This is a genomic window from Prevotella sp. P5-50, assembly GCF_002251295.1.
Lineage (GTDB): Bacteria > Bacteroidota > Bacteroidia > Bacteroidales > Bacteroidaceae > Prevotella.
In genome coordinates this window covers 67,235-86,350 of sequence record NZ_NPJA01000019.1, presented here as the reverse complement: position 1 = coordinate 86,350, position 19,116 = coordinate 67,235, and the positions used below count along the sequence as shown (strand labels likewise).

The following is a 19,116-nucleotide window of genomic DNA, read 5'->3' as shown; positions in this document are numbered from 1 at the left end:
TGTGCCTATACGTCATTAGAAAAAGACGAGGCACGTGAAAAAGCACTATTATACCCAGGTTGATGAGTTTTTGTGTGATGATGATTTCATCCGCTACGTACTCGACCGCGACACATCGATGGTTTCCCGATGGGAAACCTATATTACTGCGCCCTATCGTGCCCATCATGCATTTCTCACCGCATGCGATATTTTGATGCATCTTGATGATAGTTCACTCCTCAGCAGTGAGGAAGCTGGTCGATTGAAAGAGCGAATTTTTCTCTTTTTGGGAAAGAAGTCTCGATAGCGTATTTGTCGTGCAGTTCTGACATGTGCTTTTTTAATTTGCTTCTTACTACTATTCTATCTTGTCCTATGCCCTTAGGATAGTCCAAGTATGCTGTGTATAGATGATGACATAACGTGTACTCGTGCGTCCTTATTATAAAATAAATAACGACATGAAACGACTGATTTTTTCTGCTCTGGCTAGCATGGTTATCCTTGCAACTCAGGCTCAACCGTCGGTAGAAACCGAACGACAGTATCTCTCCGGACACGGTGCTGACGATATGGTGCAGTGGGATTTCCGGTGTACTGATGGTCACAACAGCGGACAATGGACTAAGATTGGAGTGCCGTCGTGCTGGGAACTGCAAGGTTTTGGTACTTACCAATATGGTATGCGCTTTTATGGCAAGGCAACTCCCGAAGGCATTGCTGATGAGAAAGGACATTATCGTACTACCTTCCAATTGCCTGAAGCATGGCGGGGCAGACAGATTCTGCTTACCTTTGAAGCTGTCTTTACCGATGCGCGAGTGACCATCAATGGGCGTAAAGCTGGTTCTGGATTGCATCAAGGCGGTTTTACCCGTTTTCAGTTTGATGTTTCTGACCGTGTTTTCTTCGGCAAAAAGGCTAATCGCCTTGAGGTGGAAGTGTCAAAGGAGAGTGTTGATCCACAAGTGAATCTTGCTGAACGTCGTGCCGATTATTGGAATTTCGGCGGTATTTGGCGCCCTGTCTTCATCGTGGCGAAACCAGCTCTCAACATCCAGCGAATAGCCATAGATGCGAAAGCTGATGGTCGCATGCGAGCAGAAGTCAATCTGAACCGTGCTGTTCCCGGTTCTACAGTAGGAGTGGAAATTGTTGATGAGGGTGGTAAAACCATTGCCCATAGTAACAGATTTGCTGTTGGTAGTGACCATACCCTGATAGATTTCATGGTCAGCCATCCCCGCTTGTGGAATGCCGAACAACCCTATCGCTATACAGCAGTATTCTCTTTGCGTGATAGTGGTGGCCGTTTGCTTCATGTGGAACGTCAGAAGTTTGGTTTCCGCACCATTGAATACCGCCATACTTATAATGGCGATGCCGAAGATGGCGTGTTTATCAATGGCAAGAAAGTTATATTCAAGGGCGTCAACCGTCATTCTTTCCGTCCAGAAACCGGTCGCACCCTGTCAAAAGCCAAGAATATAGAAGACGTCAAGCTTATCAAGTCAATGAATATGAATGCAGTACGCTTGTCTCATTATCCTGCAGACCCTGAATTTCTTGATGCTTGTGACTCGCTCGGACTCTATGTAGAGTGTGAACTTCCTGGTTGGCATTGGGCACACGGCACTATTGTTGGGTCGCAACTAGCGGAAGAAATGGTCACTCGTGACTGCAATCATCCTTCTATCATCTTTTGGAGTAATGGCAATGAAGGCGGGTTTAACTACGACCTCGAACCTGTTTTCCATCGTTTCGACCTTCAACAGCGTGTGGTGCTTTATCCTTGGGCCAATCGCAATGGCTTTGAAACCAAACATTACCGTTCGTGGGGTGAAACGGCAGAATACATGAGACAGAAAGAAATCTTCATGCCTACCGAATTTCTTCATGGCCTCTATGATGGCGGACATGGAGCAGGACTGAAAGACTACTGGCACCTCATGATGTCCAATCCACGTTGTGCGGGCGGTTTTCTATGGGATTTGATGGATCAAGGTGTGGTGCGTACCGATATGAATGGGCTTGTCGATTGTATGGGTAACTTTGCCTCCGATGGCATTGTAGGTCCCCATATGGAGAAAGAAGGCTCTTATTATACTATCCGCGAAATATGGTGTCCCGTACAAATCAGTAGGGAGGGCAACCGATTGAAAGTGGCAAACCATTATGATTTTACTTCGCTGAAGGATTGCCGTTTTACCTATCAGTATGTGGCAATGCCTCGCTACGGGGAATCAGCCACTAAGGTATTGGCACAAGGCTCATTGCCTTCACCCGATATCAATCCTCATGGCGAGGGATATATTACTTTACCCCAACAGCCAGAAGGCACACTCCTCGTGACAGTATGTAATCCGCAAGGTGAGGAAATCTATACCTGGCGCTTCGCAGAGAAGTTCACTGCTGATAAACCTGTCGTAGCTCAACAGCTCCAACCGCATGAGACCGACACTACAACCACTGTTGCCGTGGGTGGTCGCCACTATACGTTCTCGAAGAAAAACGGTTGTCTTCAGTCTGTTACTGTGGCAAATCGTATCATTTCCTTTGCTAATGGTCCCCGTTTCGTAGCAGCCAAACGTAGCGACCGTTCCGATGATGGCTTCTATAACCATGATGATAAAGAGGCATTTAAGAAGAAAACCGACTATATCACTTATGCTGATCAAGGTGCTTTCGATGGTTTTTCATGGAATGATTCCACACTCGTTGCTACCTACAGACATGGTTCTCTAAGTCAAGTGGAATGGACCTTTATGGCCGATGGTAGTGTGAGATTGACCGCCCATTGGTATTTCAATGGTGTAGTAGATCTGTTGGGTATTACTTTCGATTATCCAGAACAGCAGGTGAAAGGCAAACGCTGGGTGGGCAATGGCCCTTATCGTGTATGGCAAAATCGCCTCGATGGCCCACAATATGGCTATTGGACCACTGCCTATAATGATCCCATTCCTGGTGAAACCTTCGAATATCCTGAGTTTAAAGGTTATTTCTCTACCGTCAACTGGATGCAACTTGAAACAAAAGAGGGCGTTATCGGCATCCGTCAGCCTAATGCCTATGTAGGTATTTACCAGCCACGTGATGGCCGTGACCACTTGCTCTATACTTTGCCAGAAACTGGTGTTTCGCTCTTGAGAGCCATTCCTGCTGTGCGCAACAAGGTTAATACCACCGATCTCAATGGTCCTTCTGCACAACCCTATTGGGCAGAAGGTTCAGATTCCATCACCGCAATACTCTCGTTCGAATGAAGAAATATCTCATCAGCATCGCCCTTTTGACACTTGGCATGCAAGCACATGCCTCGTCGCGCCCCTGGACATTCTGGTATTGGATGTACGGTGCAGTAAGCAAACAAGCCATCAAGGCAGATCTTCAAGCCATGAAAGATGTGGGATTGGAAGGCTGTTACCTCATGCCCATACGTGGTGTGGGTGAACGGCCCGACTATCAAGGCACTGCCCAGCAACTCACACCCACCTTTTGGCAGATGGTTGACTATGCCATGGAGCAGAGTGACTCACTACAGATGCAGATGGGTGTGCATATCTGCGATGGCTTTGCCTTGGCAGGCGGTCCTTGGATTAGTCCTGAAGAATCGATGCAACAGGTGGTATGGACCGACACCATCGCACATATCGACCGACGTCATTCCACATTTGTCTTGCCCCAAGCTCATCCCGGCCATTTGGGTTTCTATCGTGATATTGCCGCTTTTGCCGTTCGTGTGGCATCACCATTGCCCAAACCCCATGAAGGCGGAACGATCAAACGCGATGAAAAGGGAGTATTTCGTGCGAAAACACCCGGTTTTATCGAGTTTTCTTTCGATGCTCCGCAACAAGTACGAAGTATCCATATCGTGCCCAGTGGCAACAATGTGCAGGCGCAGCGATTGCGTATTGAAGCCAGTACGGATGGTGTAACCTATCAGTTGGTACGCCAATTGACACCTCCCCGACAAGGATGGCAGAATACCGATCAGAACTATACCTATAGTCTTCCTGCCACCACAGCCCGATATTTTCGTTGTTATTGGACGCCTGTAGGCACCGAACCTGGTAGTGAAGATCTTGATGCTGCTAAATGGGCACCTACGTTGAAAATACGTGATATCCGTTTGGGGGCCGATGCTGTCATCGATCAGTATGAAGCCAAGAATGGTAGTGTGTGGCGCATAGCCACCAACAACAGTCCTTCGACAGATTTTCCAGAAGTGGTGATGCTCGACAAGGATGGTAGCCCCAGACATCCGTTGGGCAATGGAATATGGCGTATTGTTCGTTTTGGCCATACCGCTACAGGTCACACCAATGCCACTGCAGGTGGAGGTAAGGGACTGGAGTGTGATAAATTCACACAGAAAACAGTAGAGAAACAAATTGATAGTTGGTTTGGACAGTTTATGAAAAGACCCCATTCCAACGTAGTGCGCTATATGCATATTGACTCTTGGGAATGTGGGTCGCAAAACTGGTCAGCGTCGTTTGCTGATGAGTTTCAGCGGCGTTGTGGTTACGACCTTTTACCTTTCCTTCCCGTTTATGCAGGCATTCCGATGCCAGGAGATGATCGCGTGTTGCGTGACATCCGTACCACCATTGACCATCTCATCAACGATGTGTTCTTTGCCACGGCAGCCCGTAAGGCCCGTCAATATGGGGTGAGTCTCTCCTCAGAGAGTGTTGCCCCCACCATGATTAGTGATGGACTGACCCACTACCGCTATGTGGATTTTCCGATGGGTGAGTTTTGGCTCAATTCTCCCACACACGACAAGCCCAACGATATGCTTGATGCCATCAGTGGAGCGCATGTTTATGGCAAAACCATCGTTCAGGCAGAGGGATTTACCGAGATTCGTGGTGTTTGGAATGAAACTCCAGCCATGATCAAACCATTGCTTGATCGCAATTTGGCATTGGGCATGAATAGACTGTTCTTTCATGTCAACACCCACAACCCATGGATGGACCGCCGCCCCGGTATGACTCTCGATGGAATCGGACTTTTCTTCCAACGTGACCAAACTTGGTTTCGTGAGGCCAAGGGTATGGTCGATTACATCACCCGATGCCAAGAATGGCTTCAACGTGGTGTTCCCGTAGTAGATATTGCCGTATTTACTGGTGACGAAATGCCGTCTCGATCACTTACTCCCGACCGCCTTGTGCCCATGTTGCCCGGTCTTTTTGGTACCGACCGCATAGCTGATGAGGCACGGCGCCTTGCCAATGAGGGGCAACCCATGGAAGAAAGTCCCGTTGGAGTGCGCCATTCTGCAGGTATCATAGACCTCAAGAATTGGGTCAATGCCCTTCATGGCTACTGCTACGACTCGATGAATCCTGACGGATTGCAGAATGGAAGGTTTGATTATAAGGCGCTCGTCGTGCCACAAGGCTCATTCGTTTCCGATGCCTCCAAGCGTCGCATTGCAGAACTCGAAAGTCAAGGCGTGCGCATCATCCGCACACCTTATTGTCAAGACACCCTCGATGTCATCGGCCCTGATGCCTTATTGCCCGAAGGAGTGGCATTCAACCATCGTCGTGATGGCAATACAGAGATATATTTCCTTGCCAATCAGCTGGACAGCGCACGCACCATGACCATATCGCTGCGCACCACTAAAGGTGTTCCTCATATCTATTATCCTATCGATGGGAAGCAGGAACAACCAGTTTTCCGCCATTCCAACGGAAGAACCGAACTGATGTTAACCTTGTCAGCCTATGGTTCGGCATTTGTTATATTTACAGATGAGTCACAAGGAAATGCGCCCGAAACAACGCTTCAACACCATGTGCTCACCACAGCACCATGGGATATCCACTTCCACAACAATGGTGTCAGTCTCCAGCAGCAACCACTTGCTGATTGGACAGCGTCATCCAACGATAGTATCCGCTATTATAGTGGTCGTGCTACTTATACCACAAACTTCAAAATCAAGGTAAAAAAAGGACAACGCTATTATCTCTCGTTGCCTGATGTTAGAGATGTGGCGCAGATTTGGGTCAACGAAACCGACTGTGGCATTGTATGGACATCCCCTTACGAGGTAGATATTACCAATGCTGTACATCGTGGCAACAATACGTTGCGCATCGCCGTTACCAACACCTGGCATAATGCTTTGCGTGGTGCTGATGCAGGCAAAGCCCCGTTTGATGGCATTTGGACCAATGCCCGATACCGCACCAAGGGCGACAGCCTATTGCCTGCAGGTCTCCTTGCCCAACCCATTATCCGTATTACTAAAGCAACAAAACAACAATAATGAAAAGACTTCTACTATCCCTTCCGCTTTTGTGTCTCTGCACCTTGGTGCAAGCCAAGGTCGTGATGCCTCGCTTTTTTGCCGATGGCATGGTGCTTCAGCAGCAAACTGAATGTCGGCTTTGGGGCACAGCGACACCTGGTGCCCCTTTGGTCGTTACTGCTTCATGGACTCATGGTAAATGGAAAAGCCGTGTTAATGCCGACGGCAGTTTCTCTATCACCATCACAACTCCCACAGCAGGAGGCCCTTTCACCATCTCTATCGACGACGGTGAAAAGACCATGCTTAGCAATGTGCTCGTTGGTGAGGTATGGATTTGTAGCGGACAGTCGAATATGGAGATGCCCATGAAAGGTTTCAAGATGCAGCCTGTAGAGGGAACAACCGAAGAACTCTTGCGCTGTAAAGATACAAAAATGCGCCTTTTCACCGTCAAACGCCATGCTGCAATCACTCCACAAACCGATGTAGAAGGCGAATGGAGCGAGGCCAACAGTGAGAGCGTGCGCAATTTCTCTGCCACCGCCTATTATTTCGGACGTGCGCTGCGTCAGCAACTTGATGTTCCCGTTGGACTCATCGTCACCGCCTGGGGTGGTTCTGCTTGTGAAGCATGGATGGCAGCCGACTGGTTGAAGGCATTTCCCAAGGTGACACTCCCTCGTGATGAGAAGGATGTGAATCGGTTGAAGCAGCGTTGCCCCACCGCTTTATATAATGGACAGCTTCGTCCCCTTATCGGTTATGCCATGCGTGGTGCTATTTGGTATCAAGGTGAGGATAATGTGCCCCGTTACGACTACTATGCCTCACTGTTGGAAACCATGGTACGAGGATGGCGTGCCGACTGGAAGCAAGGCAATTTTCCATTCTACTATTGTCAGATAGCCCCCTACGATTATAGTCTCATCAATTGGAGCGGTAGCCAACTCTTGCGCGAACAACAACTCTTGGCTGAGCAGCGCATACCCCATGCCCGTATGGCGGTGTTGATGGATGCCGGTTTGGAATATGGCATTCATCCACGCATGAAACGACAAGCCGGCGAACGACTGGCTCTGCTTGCCCTTACAAACACTTACGGCGTGAAGGGATTGCCCGATTTCGCTACTTATAGCAAAGTAGAATTTCAGGGAGATACTGCCGTGGTACAGTTTGACCGGAGTAAGGAATGGGTTTATTTCGAACATGGCACCACCTCAAAACTCTTTGAAGTGGCAGGTCGAGACAGTGTGTTCCATCCTGCTAACCATGTGTGGATAGCCCGTAATCGCGTTTATGTGAAGTCCGACAGCGTTGCCCATCCTGTGGCAGTACGCTATGCATGGTCCGACTGGGCAGTGGGTGATTTAATGCACGATGGTTTGCCTGTGTCATCATTCCGTACTGATTTCTGACCTTTGCCTCAGATGGTGTGTGGTCATCCATACATTCCGCCGAAGCAGGATGTAGCATGACAGCAGCTGTAAGAACAAAGATAAAATCGAACATATTCCCCTTTTTCGTGCAGATGGCCGATAGGGGCAGAACATAGAAACAAGTAATAAACAATGAACAGACTTTATACCTTATTACTCATGGTGACGCTTGTCATGGGACTCCATGCAGCCGATGTACCATCCGTTGCAGGATTGTTCCCTCTCGAAGGCAGTGGCAGAACCGTGTGGAATTTCAACAACGGATGGCGTTTCCATCTGGGCGATGTGCCTGAAGCCAACCGCATTGACTATGATGATCACGCTTGGGAAGTGGTTTCCACTCCCCATACCGTACAGTTGATGCCTGCCGAAGCCAGTGGCTGCCGTAACTATCAGGGTGTGGCATGGTATCGTAAACGCTTCGTGATGCCCGCCCAAACTGCTGGTAAAGACGTCACCCTCCATTTCGAAGCCATCATGGGCAAACAGGTGGTTTATGTCAACGGTCGTGAAGTGAAACGTCATGAAGGCGGCTATCTGCCTATTACCATATCGCTGACGAAGCTCGGTCTGACTGCCGGCGATGATGTTTTGGTAGCTGTTATGGCTGATAATAGTGACGATAAGAGTTTTCCTCCAGGTAAACCACAGATGACGCTCGATTTTGCCTATCATGGTGGCATCTACCGTGATGTATGGCTGATAGCCAAAGGTATGGTGCATATCACCGATGCCATCGAGGCAAACCGTGTAGCTGGAGGCGGTATTTTCGTGCATTGTGAGAACATCAGTAGCGAAAAAGCCGTGGTGTGTGTCAATACCGAAGTGGCTAATACTGGTCAGCAGCCTGTGACGCTGACCGTGACCAATGTATTGCAGGAGACAGGAAAACGTGTCGTTACCTCGTTGCGACTGGCTCCTGGCGAGACACGCACAGTCTGCCAGCGCATCAAAGTGGCTCGTCCCAAACTGTGGAGTCCAGAGTCACCAACCCTTTATCATGTCAACACCTATGTGCGTCAAGGTCGTCAGCCCATGGATGGCGGTACTACCCGCATCGGCATCCGGTCATTTGAATTTCGTGGCAAAGACGGATTCTGGCTCAATGGCAGTCGTTACCACCAGTTGGTAGGTGCCAACCGTCATCAAGACTTTGCATACGTGGGCAACGCACTGCCCAACTCTCAGCAGTGGCGCGATGCTCGCAGACTGCGTGATGCTGGTTTCACTATCATCCGCACCGCCCACTATCCACAGGATCCTGCATTTATGGATGCTTGCGACGAACTCGGTCTCTTTGTCATTGTGGCAACACCGGGATGGCAATACTGGAATAAAACTCCTGGGTGGGACGAGAAGGTACATGCCAATACCCGTCAGATTATCCGTCGCGACCGCAACCATCCATCGGTTCTGATGTGGGAACCCATCCTCAACGAAACGCGCTATCCCAAGAAATTTGCCCTCGATGCCTTGCAAATCACACGAGAGGAATATCCCTATGAAGGTCGTCCTGTGGCTGCTGCCGATGTTCATTCGGCAGGAGTGGCAGACCATTATGATGTTGTATATGGTTGGCCAGGCGATGATTTCAAGGATGACAAACCCCGTCAGTGCATCTTTACGAGAGAGTTTGGCGAACTCGTTGACGACTGGTATGCTCACAACAATCTCAACAGGGCTTCTCGATCTTGGGGTGAACGACCTATGCTGATGCAGGCGATGAGCCTTTTCAAGAGCACCGACGAACTGTTTCATACCACCGGACAGTTTATCGGCGGTTGTCAATGGCACCCCTTCGACCATCAGCGCGGTTATCATCCAGATCCCTACTGGGGAGGTATTTATGATGCGTTCCGCCAACCGAAAACTGCCTTGCAGATGTTTTCTGCCACATTGCAACCGTTTGTGTCAGATCCGAAACCTCAGGTGTTTATAGCCCATGAAATGACGCAATTCTCTGATGCTGACGTCACCGTGTTCTCCAATTGCGACTCTGTGCGACTTTCTATCTACGATGGCGTTCATTCTTGGACATTGCCTGTGGTTCATTCCGTTGGTCATGCTCCCTCACAACCCGTGGTATTCAAAGGCGCATGGAACTTCTTTGAGGCACGCAACTGGAGTTATACGCAGAAAAACTGGCGGCGTGTGCACATGGTGGCAGAAGGTATTGTCAATGGTAAGGTGGTTTGTCGTGATGATCGTATGCCTTCACGTCGAAGCACCAAACTGCGTCTTCGTGTAGATACATTGGGACGTCAACTGGTGGCAGATGGCAGCGATTTTATCGTTGTGGTATGTGAAGTGACCGACGATCTCGGTCATGTACGTCGTCTTGCTAAAGACCAAATCCGTTTCACCGTATCGGGTGAAGGCTCTGTCATCGGCGATGCATCCATTGGCGCCAATCCCCGTGCGGTAGAATGGGGTAGTGCTCCTCTGCTGATACGTTCAACTCGCACTCCTGGAAAAATACGTGTTCATGCCGAAGTGGCATTCCCTGGCACTCACGCACCTACCGCTGCCGACCTTGAACTGACGAGTGTGGCAGCACCTTTGCCCATGCTTTCGGGCGATATTCAGCCTACATCAGGTGAAAATGCCGCTGTTTCTACCACGAAAACAGCTTCTCGCCAACTTTCGGAAGATGAGCGCAACCGTCTGTTGCAAGAGGTAGAAGCCCAACAGGCCGACTTCGGATTGCAGAAATAAAGTATAAGGGCAGACGTCAAGCGATGCGTTGTTATTGTCCGTCTGCCCTTCGTAAGGCATAGTGCTGTTATGCGCAATGTTGCAAGTTCGAATCAGACGCTTGCTTCCCTGTGTGTTCGGGTTGTCAACGAGATATAGTTCGCGGAAATCTATAGGAGCGGAGAGAGATAAAGACCTTATTATTCCTCGCATACATACGCGCACACGAGCGCACGCAGGCGCACACGCGATGTCGAAAAAATCGACCACTCGACCACCAATACCGCTTAACAGACAGAGATACAATGGCTTAACTGGTGGTCGATGACTTTGTCCTGACGCGCTTCGACCACCATTCGACCACCAACTGACCAACTACTGGGCACATTCCCATCAAATACAGCCACATTCCTATCAACGACCAACCACCTTTCCACCATCGGCTATCATCTGGGTTACGAGCACCAAAGCCACTTCTGCAGCGCCTTTAAGCGCAAATATGGCGTATCGCCATCGCTGTTTCGCGACCAGCAAAACAAGGTCATTGCAAGTGCATGATAGTCAAAAGGATAGTGCGCTGTTTTGCAAATTCATTGAATTTGGTCAGCAATCTCATTGAATTTGGTCAGCAAATTCAATGAATTTACTCGGCATTTTTAATGATTTTGCCCTACTGTCACGATGATATTCATGCGCTAAAGAACTGCTGCATGTCTCAAACGAAAGTCGCTCTTCTCAGCAAAACAATTTGTTTTGCTGAGCAAATCAATTTACTTTGCAAAGGAAATCAATTTGTTTTACTGAGCAAATCAATTTACTTTGCATTCGCATCGACCGTCTGTTCACGAGAAACATCTGTTTATCAACATATTATACCAACGTCCATAACACAGTCAGCAACAGTCCGCAAACAAGAAGACAATCATGGCTTTTCTGTGGACAAACGATGGGGAATATCTGCCATTGAAGTGAAATTCCTATGCCATTAACCTTAATTAACACAAAAAACCTTGTGCTGTAAAAAAAAAAGACGATATTTGCAGAAATTATCAAGTGTTTTATGACCCAACAATAGCTATTATAACCTTTTAAAACTATTTTAGATATGAAGTATTCATATAAACTTATTCTGGCATTGTGTATCATTGGATTGTTCAGTGGATGTACAATAGAAGAAGACGATACTCCTGCGGATGCAATAGACCAACTAACTATTACAGGCAGAATAATAGACCACAACAACCAACCCGTAAAGAATATACCTGTTGTATTCTACTTCTATAGAGGTGCTTATATTGTTAGTTGCAATCGTAAAAAAGCCACTTCAAAGACTGACGAGAACGGCATATATAAGTTCACCATATTTCGTAAGACTGACGAAAATAATGATGGATTAGAACAGTACTATTATTTATACCCTGATTTAGATGACAAGAAATATTTCACGCGAGCAACATATTTTCGTGACATTGATGCTTTCTGGACAGATAGATACCATGTGGTTAGCGATTATATTTTATGGGAAGCCCAATATGTTAAAGTGTTTGCCAACACAAAGCCTGAAGGTGCTGAGTATTATGACATAGAGTGTGAATTTGAAAAACCTGTATATAATTATGGCAAATATTACTCTTCACGTAATTATAACATAAATATCACACCATACACAACCAATTTTCAAGTGCCCCTACATCAAGACTTGAAGTTTACGATGACGTGGGACGATAAGTATAAAAGAACTGTTTTCGTGAAGAAAGACAATCTGCCCAAGCAAATAGATCTCTCATACATACCGGAATGACCTGTAGATTGAAACGGCAAGGCTATTGACTATACAAAACGGCTCAAATAGACAAGTGTTTTTCCGCTATGCGATTAACAGGTCTGCGTTGTCATTTATTGTCGTTCAACAAGTTTTCTGTCATGAGAATTGTGTATTACCGAGTGAATTGTTCAGGTTTAAAAAACTACAATTATTGAAATTGAAATCGCTCTCACACTTCTATCCGGCTACTCCAATGAGGCTCAGAATACCAGTAGTAGTATGTTGGCATGATTAGAATGAACTTTGAATATGCGTATCAACAACAAGGGCACAACCGTCATGGTTGTGCCCTTGTAGCTATAGGGATAGGATAGAGGTGGGTTAAAGCTTCTGTTCCACTTCGATTTCTGTAAAGGTCTCGATGATGTCGCCCACCTGGATATCGTTGAAGTTGACGAGTGAAATACCGCACTCCAAACCAGTGGCAACCTCTTTGGCATCGTCCTTATAGCGCTTCAGCGCATCGATGGCAGCGGTGTGAACCACAATACCGTCGCGGATGACACGAGCCTTGTCCTTGTTGTGTACTTTTCCTTCGGTCACCAAACCACCGGCAACAGTACCGACCTTTGAAATCTTGAACACCTGTTTTACCTCGATCTCACCAGTAAGAATTTCCTTCTTCACCTTGTCGAGCATACCCTCCATTGTAGATTTCACTTCATCGAGTGCATCATAGATGATAGAGTAGGTGTTGATCTCCACGCCTTCGCGCTCTGCCAGTCGGCGTGCATCAGCAGAAGGACGAACCTGGAAGCCGATGATGATGGCATCTGATGCAGAAGCCAGCATGACATCGTTCTCGCTGATCTGACCCACAGCCTTTGAAATGACGTTGACCTGTACCTTCTCAGTAGAGAGTTTGAGGAACGAGTCGCTGAGTGCTTCGATAGAACCGTCGGTATCACCCTTGACGATGATATTGAGTTCGTGGAACTCACCCAAGGCAATACGGTGTGAGATATCGTCGAGTCCAAGTGTCTTAGTGGTACGGAGCGACTGCTCACGCTGCAACTGTGTACGCTTGTTGGCTATTTCTCGTGCCTCCTGCTCTGTCTCCATCACATGGAACGAGTCACCGGCAGTAGGTGCGCCATTCAGTCCGAGAATAATAGCGGGCTCTGCAGGTCCAGCCTTTTCAATGCGTTGGTTACGTTCGTTGAACATGGCTTTGATGCGTCCGAAAGCTGTTCCTGCAATCACCACATCACCTTGTTTCAGTGTACCGTTGCTTACCAGCACGGTAGAAACGTAGCCACGTCCCTTGTCGAGTGACGACTCGATAATGCTACCCGTAGCCTTTCTGTTGGGATTAGCCTTGAGATCGAGCATTTCTGCTTCGAGCAATACCTTTTCAAGGAGAGCATCAACGCCGATTCCCTTCTTGGCAGAGATTTCCTGACACTGGTATTTACCGCCCCATTCCTCTACGAGGAGGTTCATATTGGCAAGGTCTTCACGAATCTTGTCAGGGTTTGCACCGGGCTTATCAATCTTGTTGATGGCAAATACCATTGGCACATTGGCAGCCTGAGCATGCGCGATGGCCTCCTTGGTGGTAGGCATGACGCTGTCGTCTGCAGCGATAATGATGATGGCGATATCGGTCACCTGAGCACCACGGGCACGCATGGCGGTGAACGCCTCGTGACCTGGAGTGTCAAGGAACGTAATTTTTCTACCGTCTTTCAGTTTCACATTGTAGGCACCGATGTGCTGGGTGATACCTCCTGCCTCACCGGCAATCACGTTGGTCTTGCGGATGAAGTCGAGCAGCGATGTCTTACCATGATCGACGTGACCCATCACGGTGACGATAGGTGCACGGCTGACGAGGTCGTTCTCGTCGTCGGCTTCTTCGGTGATGGCATTTTGCACTTCAGCACTTACGTATTCGGTGGTGAAACCAAATTCCTCTGCCACGATATTGATAGTCTCTGCATCGAGGCGCTGGTTGATACTTACCATGATACCGATGCTCATGCAGGTGCCGATTACTTCGTTGACACCGACATTCATCATCGTGGCAAGTTCGCTAACCGTTACAAACTCGGTCAGCTTCAGTACCTTGCTCTCTGCAGCCTGTTCGGCCATCTCGCTATTGAGGCGCTCTTGTACGGCATCTCGCTTTTCGCGGCGATACTTCGCACCCTTCTTGTTCTGACTCTTTGAGGTGAGACGGGCGAGCGTCTCCTTTACCTGACGTGCTACAGCCTCGTCGTCAACTTCCAATGGCTTCTGTACTGGACGGTTCTTCTTGTTTTTCTTGCCGCCGCCCTGTTGTCCGTTTTGGTTGCCGCCTTGCTGTTGTCCACCGCCACCTTGGCGCTGTTGTCCGCCTTTGTTCTTTTTGTTGCCGCCTTGCTGCCCGCTCTGGTTGGCTGCAGCCTCTATGTCAACGCGTCCGCTACGGATGCGCTCACGCTTCTTGCGCTCGCCACCATTGCCATGCTGTGCATTCTTTTCCTCGCGTTCCTTACGGCGCTCCTCCTTCGATTTCTTCTTCGGACGAGTGCTTTGGTTGAGGGTGCTGAGGTCGATTTTACCCAGTACGTTGACCTTTGGAGCGTATTTTGTTTCGCTCTTCAGGGTGAATACCTTGGTTTCGGAAGCTTTTTCAGCATCCGCAGGCTTGTTTTCTACTGTGGCAGGCTTGGCCTCTTCGGCATTGGCAACGGGTGCTTCTGCCTTGGGCTTGGCTTCCTGCTGAGGCTTAGCCTCTGTTTTTGGCTTGGCTTCCACTTTGACGTTAGGTTTAACCTCTTCTGCCTTGACAGCCTTCTGCTCGTGGTTTGCAGGAGCAGCAGGGGCAGCCTCAGGAGCTTTCTGCTCAGCGACAGGTTTTGGTTCTTCTTTCTTTTTTACAATAGGCGATGCCTCTGTCTGGCTCACGGCAGCAGCCACAGGTGCAGTATCGCTATTGGCGGCCTTCTTTTTGCCTACGCTGTCGAGGTCAATCTTGCCCAAGGGTTTAAACTGTTGGCGTTGTTCCAACAGGTCTTCAGCCTTGTTGCTTTTCTTCTCGGCCTTCTCTGCCTTTTTATCCTTGGCTTTCTTCGCAAATATCATTTCGGCCTGTGTCTTCACAGCCTTGTCACCACTGAATGCACCCACCAGAGCCTGGTATTGTGAATCGGTGATTTTGGTATTTGGCGTCATTTCTTCTTTGACTTCGCCAAGTTCTTTCTTGTTTTTCAGGAAATCAACTGCCGTTTGAAGTCCTATATTCAGTTCTGATAATACTTTATTTAATCTGACACCCATTTAATTTGTTGCTTTACAATTCTGTTTTATTCTTATTATTCAAACTCCGCACGGAGCACGTTGAGCAGGTGGTCAACCGTTTCTTCTTCGAGGTCGGCCTTTTCGATCAGCATTTCGCGTGGAGCGTTGAGCACGGCCTTAGCGGTCTCCAGACCGATGGCCTTGATGGCGTCGATGATCCACTGGTCTATCTCGTCAGAGAACTCGTCGAGGTAGATGTCCTCGTCGTCGCTGTCTGAACCGTTGGATACACGGAATACGTCGATGGTGTATTCGGTCAGCATGGAAGCCAGTTTGATGTTCAAACCGCCTTTACCGATGGCAAGGCTGACTTCCTCAGGTTGCAGATAGACTTCGGCTTTGTGCTCTTCGGGATTGATGTTGAGGTTGGTCACCTTGGCGGGACTCAGCGCACGAGTAATGAAGAGCTGTGTGTTGCTGGAATAGTTGATGACATCGATATTCTCGTTGCCCAACTCGCGTACGATACCGTGTACGCGGCTACCCTTCACACCTACGCAGGCTCCTACTGGGTCGATGCGGTCGTCATAGCTTTCTACAGCCACCTTTGCACGTTCTCCTGGCATGCGTGCCACGCGACGGATTGTGATGAGGCCGTCGTTGATTTCGGGCACTTCGGCTTCGAGCAGACGCTCAAGGAACACAGGGCTGGTGCGTGAGAGGATGATACGCGGATTGTTGTTCTCGTTCTGCACCTCCTTGATGATGGCACGTATGGTTTCGCCCTTGCGGTAGTTGTCGTTGGGAATCTGTTCTGACTTAGGCAAGTGGAGTTCGTTGCCCTCATCGTCGATGAGCAGTACTTCGCGTTTCCACATCTGATACACCTCGGCGCTGATTACCTGACCTACGCGATCCTTGTACTTATTGTAGAGCGAGTCGTGCTCCAGTTCAAGAATCTTTGAGGCAAGAGTCTGACGGAGATTGAGGATGGCACGGCGTCCGAATTTCTCGAAGCGCACTTCTTCACTCACTTCCTCGCCCACTTCGTAGTCGGGTTCGATTTTCTGTGCCTGTGTGAGCGAAATCTCTTTGTTTTCGTCCTGAACCTCACCATCAGCTACTACGATACGGTTGCGGTGGATTTCGAGGTCACCTTTGTCAGGGTTGACAATGACGTCGAAGTTCTCATCGCTACCGAACTGTTTGGCAAGTACGTTGCGGAGACTCTCTTCCAGCACGCTGACGAGAGTGGTGCGGTCGATGTTCTTGGTCTCTTTAAATTCCTTAAAGGTCTCAATCATTGACGGACCTTTGTCTTCTTTTTTTGTAGCCATTATATAATCTTTTTATTTTGTTTACTCTTTAGCTCACGTGTCAGAGATTATTTGAAGGCGAGAAGGTATTTGGCATATTTCACCTCGTTGGTATTGAAGGTCTTCTCCACATCCACCAATACGGGGCGCTTTTTCCCTTCAATCTTCTGCTTCTCCTTGACCACCACCACAAACGACAGTCCGTCGTCGGCTACCGACTGGAGCACGCCTTGGTATTTCTTACCGTCGGCAGCCAGCACTTCCACTTCTTTGCCAATGTGGTTGATATACTGCTGTACGACTTTGAATGGTTGTCCGATACCGGCGCTACCCACTTCCAGTTCATACTCGCCGAGTTCTTCTCCGAGTCTTTCCTGCAGGAAGCGGCTCAGCGCGGCACAGTCTTCAATCCATACACCATCGGCGTGGTCGATTTCGATCACGATGCGACCGTCGGGCGTCATGTCAACGTCCACGAGGAAGTAGTCATTCTGACTCAGCCATTCCTCTACTGCGGCCTTTACTACGTCTTTATTTATCATACACCTTTATTGGTATTAAAACAAGAATGAGAGGCTCTTGCGAGTCTCTCATTCCTCTGAACGTGTGCAAAGTTACGACATTTCTGTCAATCTTGCAAGTATTTCCACTTTTATTTCACTTTTTTGGGCGATAATAGTTTTTCGTATTCTCCTGATGTGTTGAGTATTCGCTCTGCTTCCTTCAGAGTTTTGTCTGTTTGCAGCATGTGGAGCAGTTGTCCGCTTTGGAAATAATAGGCGGATATGATATCTTGTTCTATCTGCCGTTGTATTTCGTTGCGGTGCTGTTGTAGGTCGCGCTCAATATCATGGTGGTCGAGTTTGGCTTTCAGTGCTTCAAATTCAGCCTTTGCGTCGTCGTAGTATCCTTCGAATTTTGCGGTTTTGATGAGTTCTTCAAACTGTTTCTTGCTGATCTGGTCGTAGGTAAATCCTGCTTTCAGCACTTGTTGGGTGAAGTCGGCATATTCCGCATCGGTCAGATGGAACTTGTCGGCAGGAGCAATGGTAGGATGCTTGGATATATAATCCACCACATAGTCAAACATCACTTCGGTAGAGTCTATGCGGTCCAAATACAGGAGGATGTTCGACATGGTATCGGGTTTGATTTCGATATCGGGCATGATACCACCTCCGTCGCGTACCTCACGACCATTGCGTGTATAGAATACGTGTGTCAGCGAATCGGGCACATGTTCTTTATAGCCACCGCCGGTGTGTTTATAGTTGATGGCTTGGATGCATCGTCCGCTGGGGATATAGTATTTTGATGTTGTCAGCTTGAGGTTACCATTGTAGGGTAGGTCAACATTAGGAATCTGCACCAGTCCCTTACCATACGTGCGCGAACCTATTATTAATCCGCGGTCAAGATCCTGTATCGAACCGCTGACAATCTCGCTGGCAGAAGCTGTTTCGTCGTTCACCAGTACGATGATGGGCATCACGGTATCGATAGGCTCCAGTCGGGTTTTGTAGTCAGAGTTGGCACGGCGCAACTTTCCTTTGGTTTCCACCAATGTCAAACCTTTAGGCAGCCACATATTGGCAATGTCCACACATTCCGAAACCGAACCGCCACCATTACTTCTCAGGTCGAGTATGAGTTTTTTCGCTCCGCGTTGTTTCAGGTCGAGATATGCCAGACGCATAGGTTTGGCTGGTTCGCCAGAGAAAGTGTTCAGGTTGATATATCCCACGCCACCCGGGCGCATACCATAATAGGTTATTTCAGGTGTCTTGATGCTCTCGCGTGTCACTTTGAAATTCATCACCTTGCCCGTCGAAGGACGTTTAATCTTGATCATGATGGTGCTGCCTGCATCGCCACGCAGATGGTCGCTGACGTATGCCACGGGTTTGTTGGTCATCAGCGTGTCTTCAATCTGCAAGATGATATCTCCCTTGCGCAGTCCCACCTTTGCAGCGGGCATTCCCTCAAAAGGTTCGTCGATGACCACTTGTTTTCGTTTTTGGTGGTAGCGTACCACTGCACCGATACCCGCATATTTTCCTGTCATCAGCATCTTCAAGTCCTTTTGTTTGCTCTCAGGGTAATATTCGGTATAGGGGTCGAGAGATCGCAGCATCGCATTGATGCCATTGCCAATCACGGTATTGGCATCGAGTGTATCGACATACATTAGGTCGAGTGTCTTGTATATGGCATTGAATATTTCGATGTTCTTTGCCACATCTAAGTTGTGGTTTCTCGCTTCCTGTGCATTCATATTCATGGGAAGCCATGCCAGTAGTGCGGCAAAAGCTGTCAATCGGCATAGTTGGCATACGTTGTTTTTTCTCATGATCA

11 protein-coding genes are annotated in these 19,116 nt (G+C 48.4%); 7 read left to right on the top strand and 4 right to left on the bottom strand.

The window, feature by feature from the left end; translation table 11 throughout:
* The first annotated feature begins 34 nt into the window (after window positions 1-34).
* The 7 genes from CIK88_RS04120 (at window position 35) to CIK88_RS04090 (ending at window position 12,196) form a co-directional block, all read left to right on the top strand.
* Window positions 35-289 carry a hypothetical protein gene (locus CIK88_RS04120; RefSeq protein WP_094434716.1) on the top strand — a complete coding sequence of 85 codons (255 nt, stop codon included), beginning with the start codon at window positions 35-37 and terminating at the stop codon, window positions 287-289.
* Window positions 290-443: 154 nt separating this feature from the next.
* Window positions 444-3,248 (top strand): glycoside hydrolase family 2 TIM barrel-domain containing protein, encoded by a 2,805-nt coding sequence (locus CIK88_RS04115; protein ID WP_094434714.1) that lies wholly within the window; start codon window positions 444-446, stop codon window positions 3,246-3,248.
* On the top strand, window positions 3,245-6,280 hold the full coding sequence (locus tag CIK88_RS04110) for a glycosyl hydrolase (RefSeq protein ID WP_094434712.1): 3,036 nt from the start codon (window positions 3,245-3,247) through the stop codon (window positions 6,278-6,280). Before CIK88_RS04115 ends, CIK88_RS04110 begins: the two co-directional genes overlap by 4 nt.
* Entirely contained in the window at window positions 6,280-7,680 is a 1,401-nt protein-coding gene (locus CIK88_RS04105; RefSeq protein ID WP_094434710.1) for a sialate O-acetylesterase, read from the top strand. The genes CIK88_RS04110 and CIK88_RS04105 overlap by 1 nt, the downstream gene beginning before the upstream one ends.
* 153 nt (window positions 7,681-7,833) lie before the next feature.
* Window positions 7,834-10,416, top strand: a complete 2,583-nt coding sequence (locus CIK88_RS04100) for a glycoside hydrolase family 2 TIM barrel-domain containing protein (RefSeq protein ID WP_094434708.1) — start codon at window positions 7,834-7,836, stop codon at window positions 10,414-10,416.
* 333 nt (window positions 10,417-10,749) lie between these two features.
* Window positions 10,750-10,953 carry an AraC family transcriptional regulator gene (locus CIK88_RS12780; RefSeq protein ID WP_094435036.1) on the top strand — a complete coding sequence of 68 codons (204 nt, stop codon included), beginning with the start codon at window positions 10,750-10,752 and terminating at the stop codon, window positions 10,951-10,953.
* Between the two features lie 547 nt (window positions 10,954-11,500).
* Window positions 11,501-12,196, top strand: coding sequence for an Ig-like domain-containing protein (locus CIK88_RS04090; protein WP_094434706.1), 696 nt, complete (start codon window positions 11,501-11,503; stop codon window positions 12,194-12,196).
* Between the two features lie 345 nt (window positions 12,197-12,541).
* On the opposite strand, the gene infB is transcribed toward CIK88_RS04090, so the two are convergent.
* The 4 genes from infB to CIK88_RS04070 form a co-directional block, all read right to left on the bottom strand.
* On the bottom strand, window positions 12,542-15,484 hold the full coding sequence (infB, locus tag CIK88_RS04085; protein ID WP_094434704.1) for a translation initiation factor IF-2: 2,943 nt from the start codon (window positions 15,482-15,484) through the stop codon (window positions 12,542-12,544).
* Between the two features lie 35 nt (window positions 15,485-15,519).
* Window positions 15,520-16,782 carry a transcription termination factor NusA gene (gene nusA / locus CIK88_RS04080; protein ID WP_094391461.1) on the bottom strand — a complete coding sequence of 421 codons (1,263 nt, stop codon included), beginning with the start codon at window positions 16,780-16,782 and terminating at the stop codon, window positions 15,520-15,522.
* A 47-nt stretch (window positions 16,783-16,829) separates the two neighbouring features.
* Window positions 16,830-17,303: a ribosome assembly cofactor RimP gene (rimP, locus tag CIK88_RS04075; protein ID WP_094391460.1), complete on the bottom strand. Its 474-nt coding sequence runs from the start codon at window positions 17,301-17,303 to the stop codon at window positions 16,830-16,832.
* 110 nt (window positions 17,304-17,413) lie between these two features.
* Complete coding sequence (locus CIK88_RS04070; protein WP_371591498.1) at window positions 17,414-19,111, bottom strand: S41 family peptidase; 1,698 nt, start codon at window positions 19,109-19,111, stop codon at window positions 17,414-17,416.
* Between the last annotated feature and the right edge of the window lie 5 nt (window positions 19,112-19,116).

Bases quoted from the DNA above. Each gene is read 5' to 3' on its own strand.
- CIK88_RS04115 (WP_094434714.1), top strand. From the start codon at position 444: ATGAAACGACTGATTTTTTCTGCTCTGGCTAGCATGGTTATCCTTGCA.
- CIK88_RS04110 (WP_094434712.1), top strand. From the start codon at position 3,245: ATGAAGAAATATCTCATCAGCATCGCCCTTTTGACACTTGGCATGCAA.
- CIK88_RS04105 (WP_094434710.1), top strand. From the start codon at position 6,280: ATGAAAAGACTTCTACTATCCCTTCCGCTTTTGTGTCTCTGCACCTTG.
- CIK88_RS04100 (WP_094434708.1), top strand. From the start codon at position 7,834: ATGAACAGACTTTATACCTTATTACTCATGGTGACGCTTGTCATGGGA.
- CIK88_RS04090 (WP_094434706.1), top strand. From the start codon at position 11,501: ATGAAGTATTCATATAAACTTATTCTGGCATTGTGTATCATTGGATTG.
- infB (WP_094434704.1), bottom strand. From the start codon at position 15,484: ATGGGTGTCAGATTAAATAAAGTATTATCAGAACTGAATATAGGACTT.
- nusA (WP_094391461.1), bottom strand. From the start codon at position 16,782: ATGGCTACAAAAAAAGAAGACAAAGGTCCGTCAATGATTGAGACCTTT.
- rimP (WP_094391460.1), bottom strand. From the start codon at position 17,303: ATGATAAATAAAGACGTAGTAAAGGCCGCAGTAGAGGAATGGCTGAGT.
- CIK88_RS04070 (WP_371591498.1), bottom strand. From the start codon at position 19,111: ATGAGAAAAAACAACGTATGCCAACTATGCCGATTGACAGCTTTTGCC.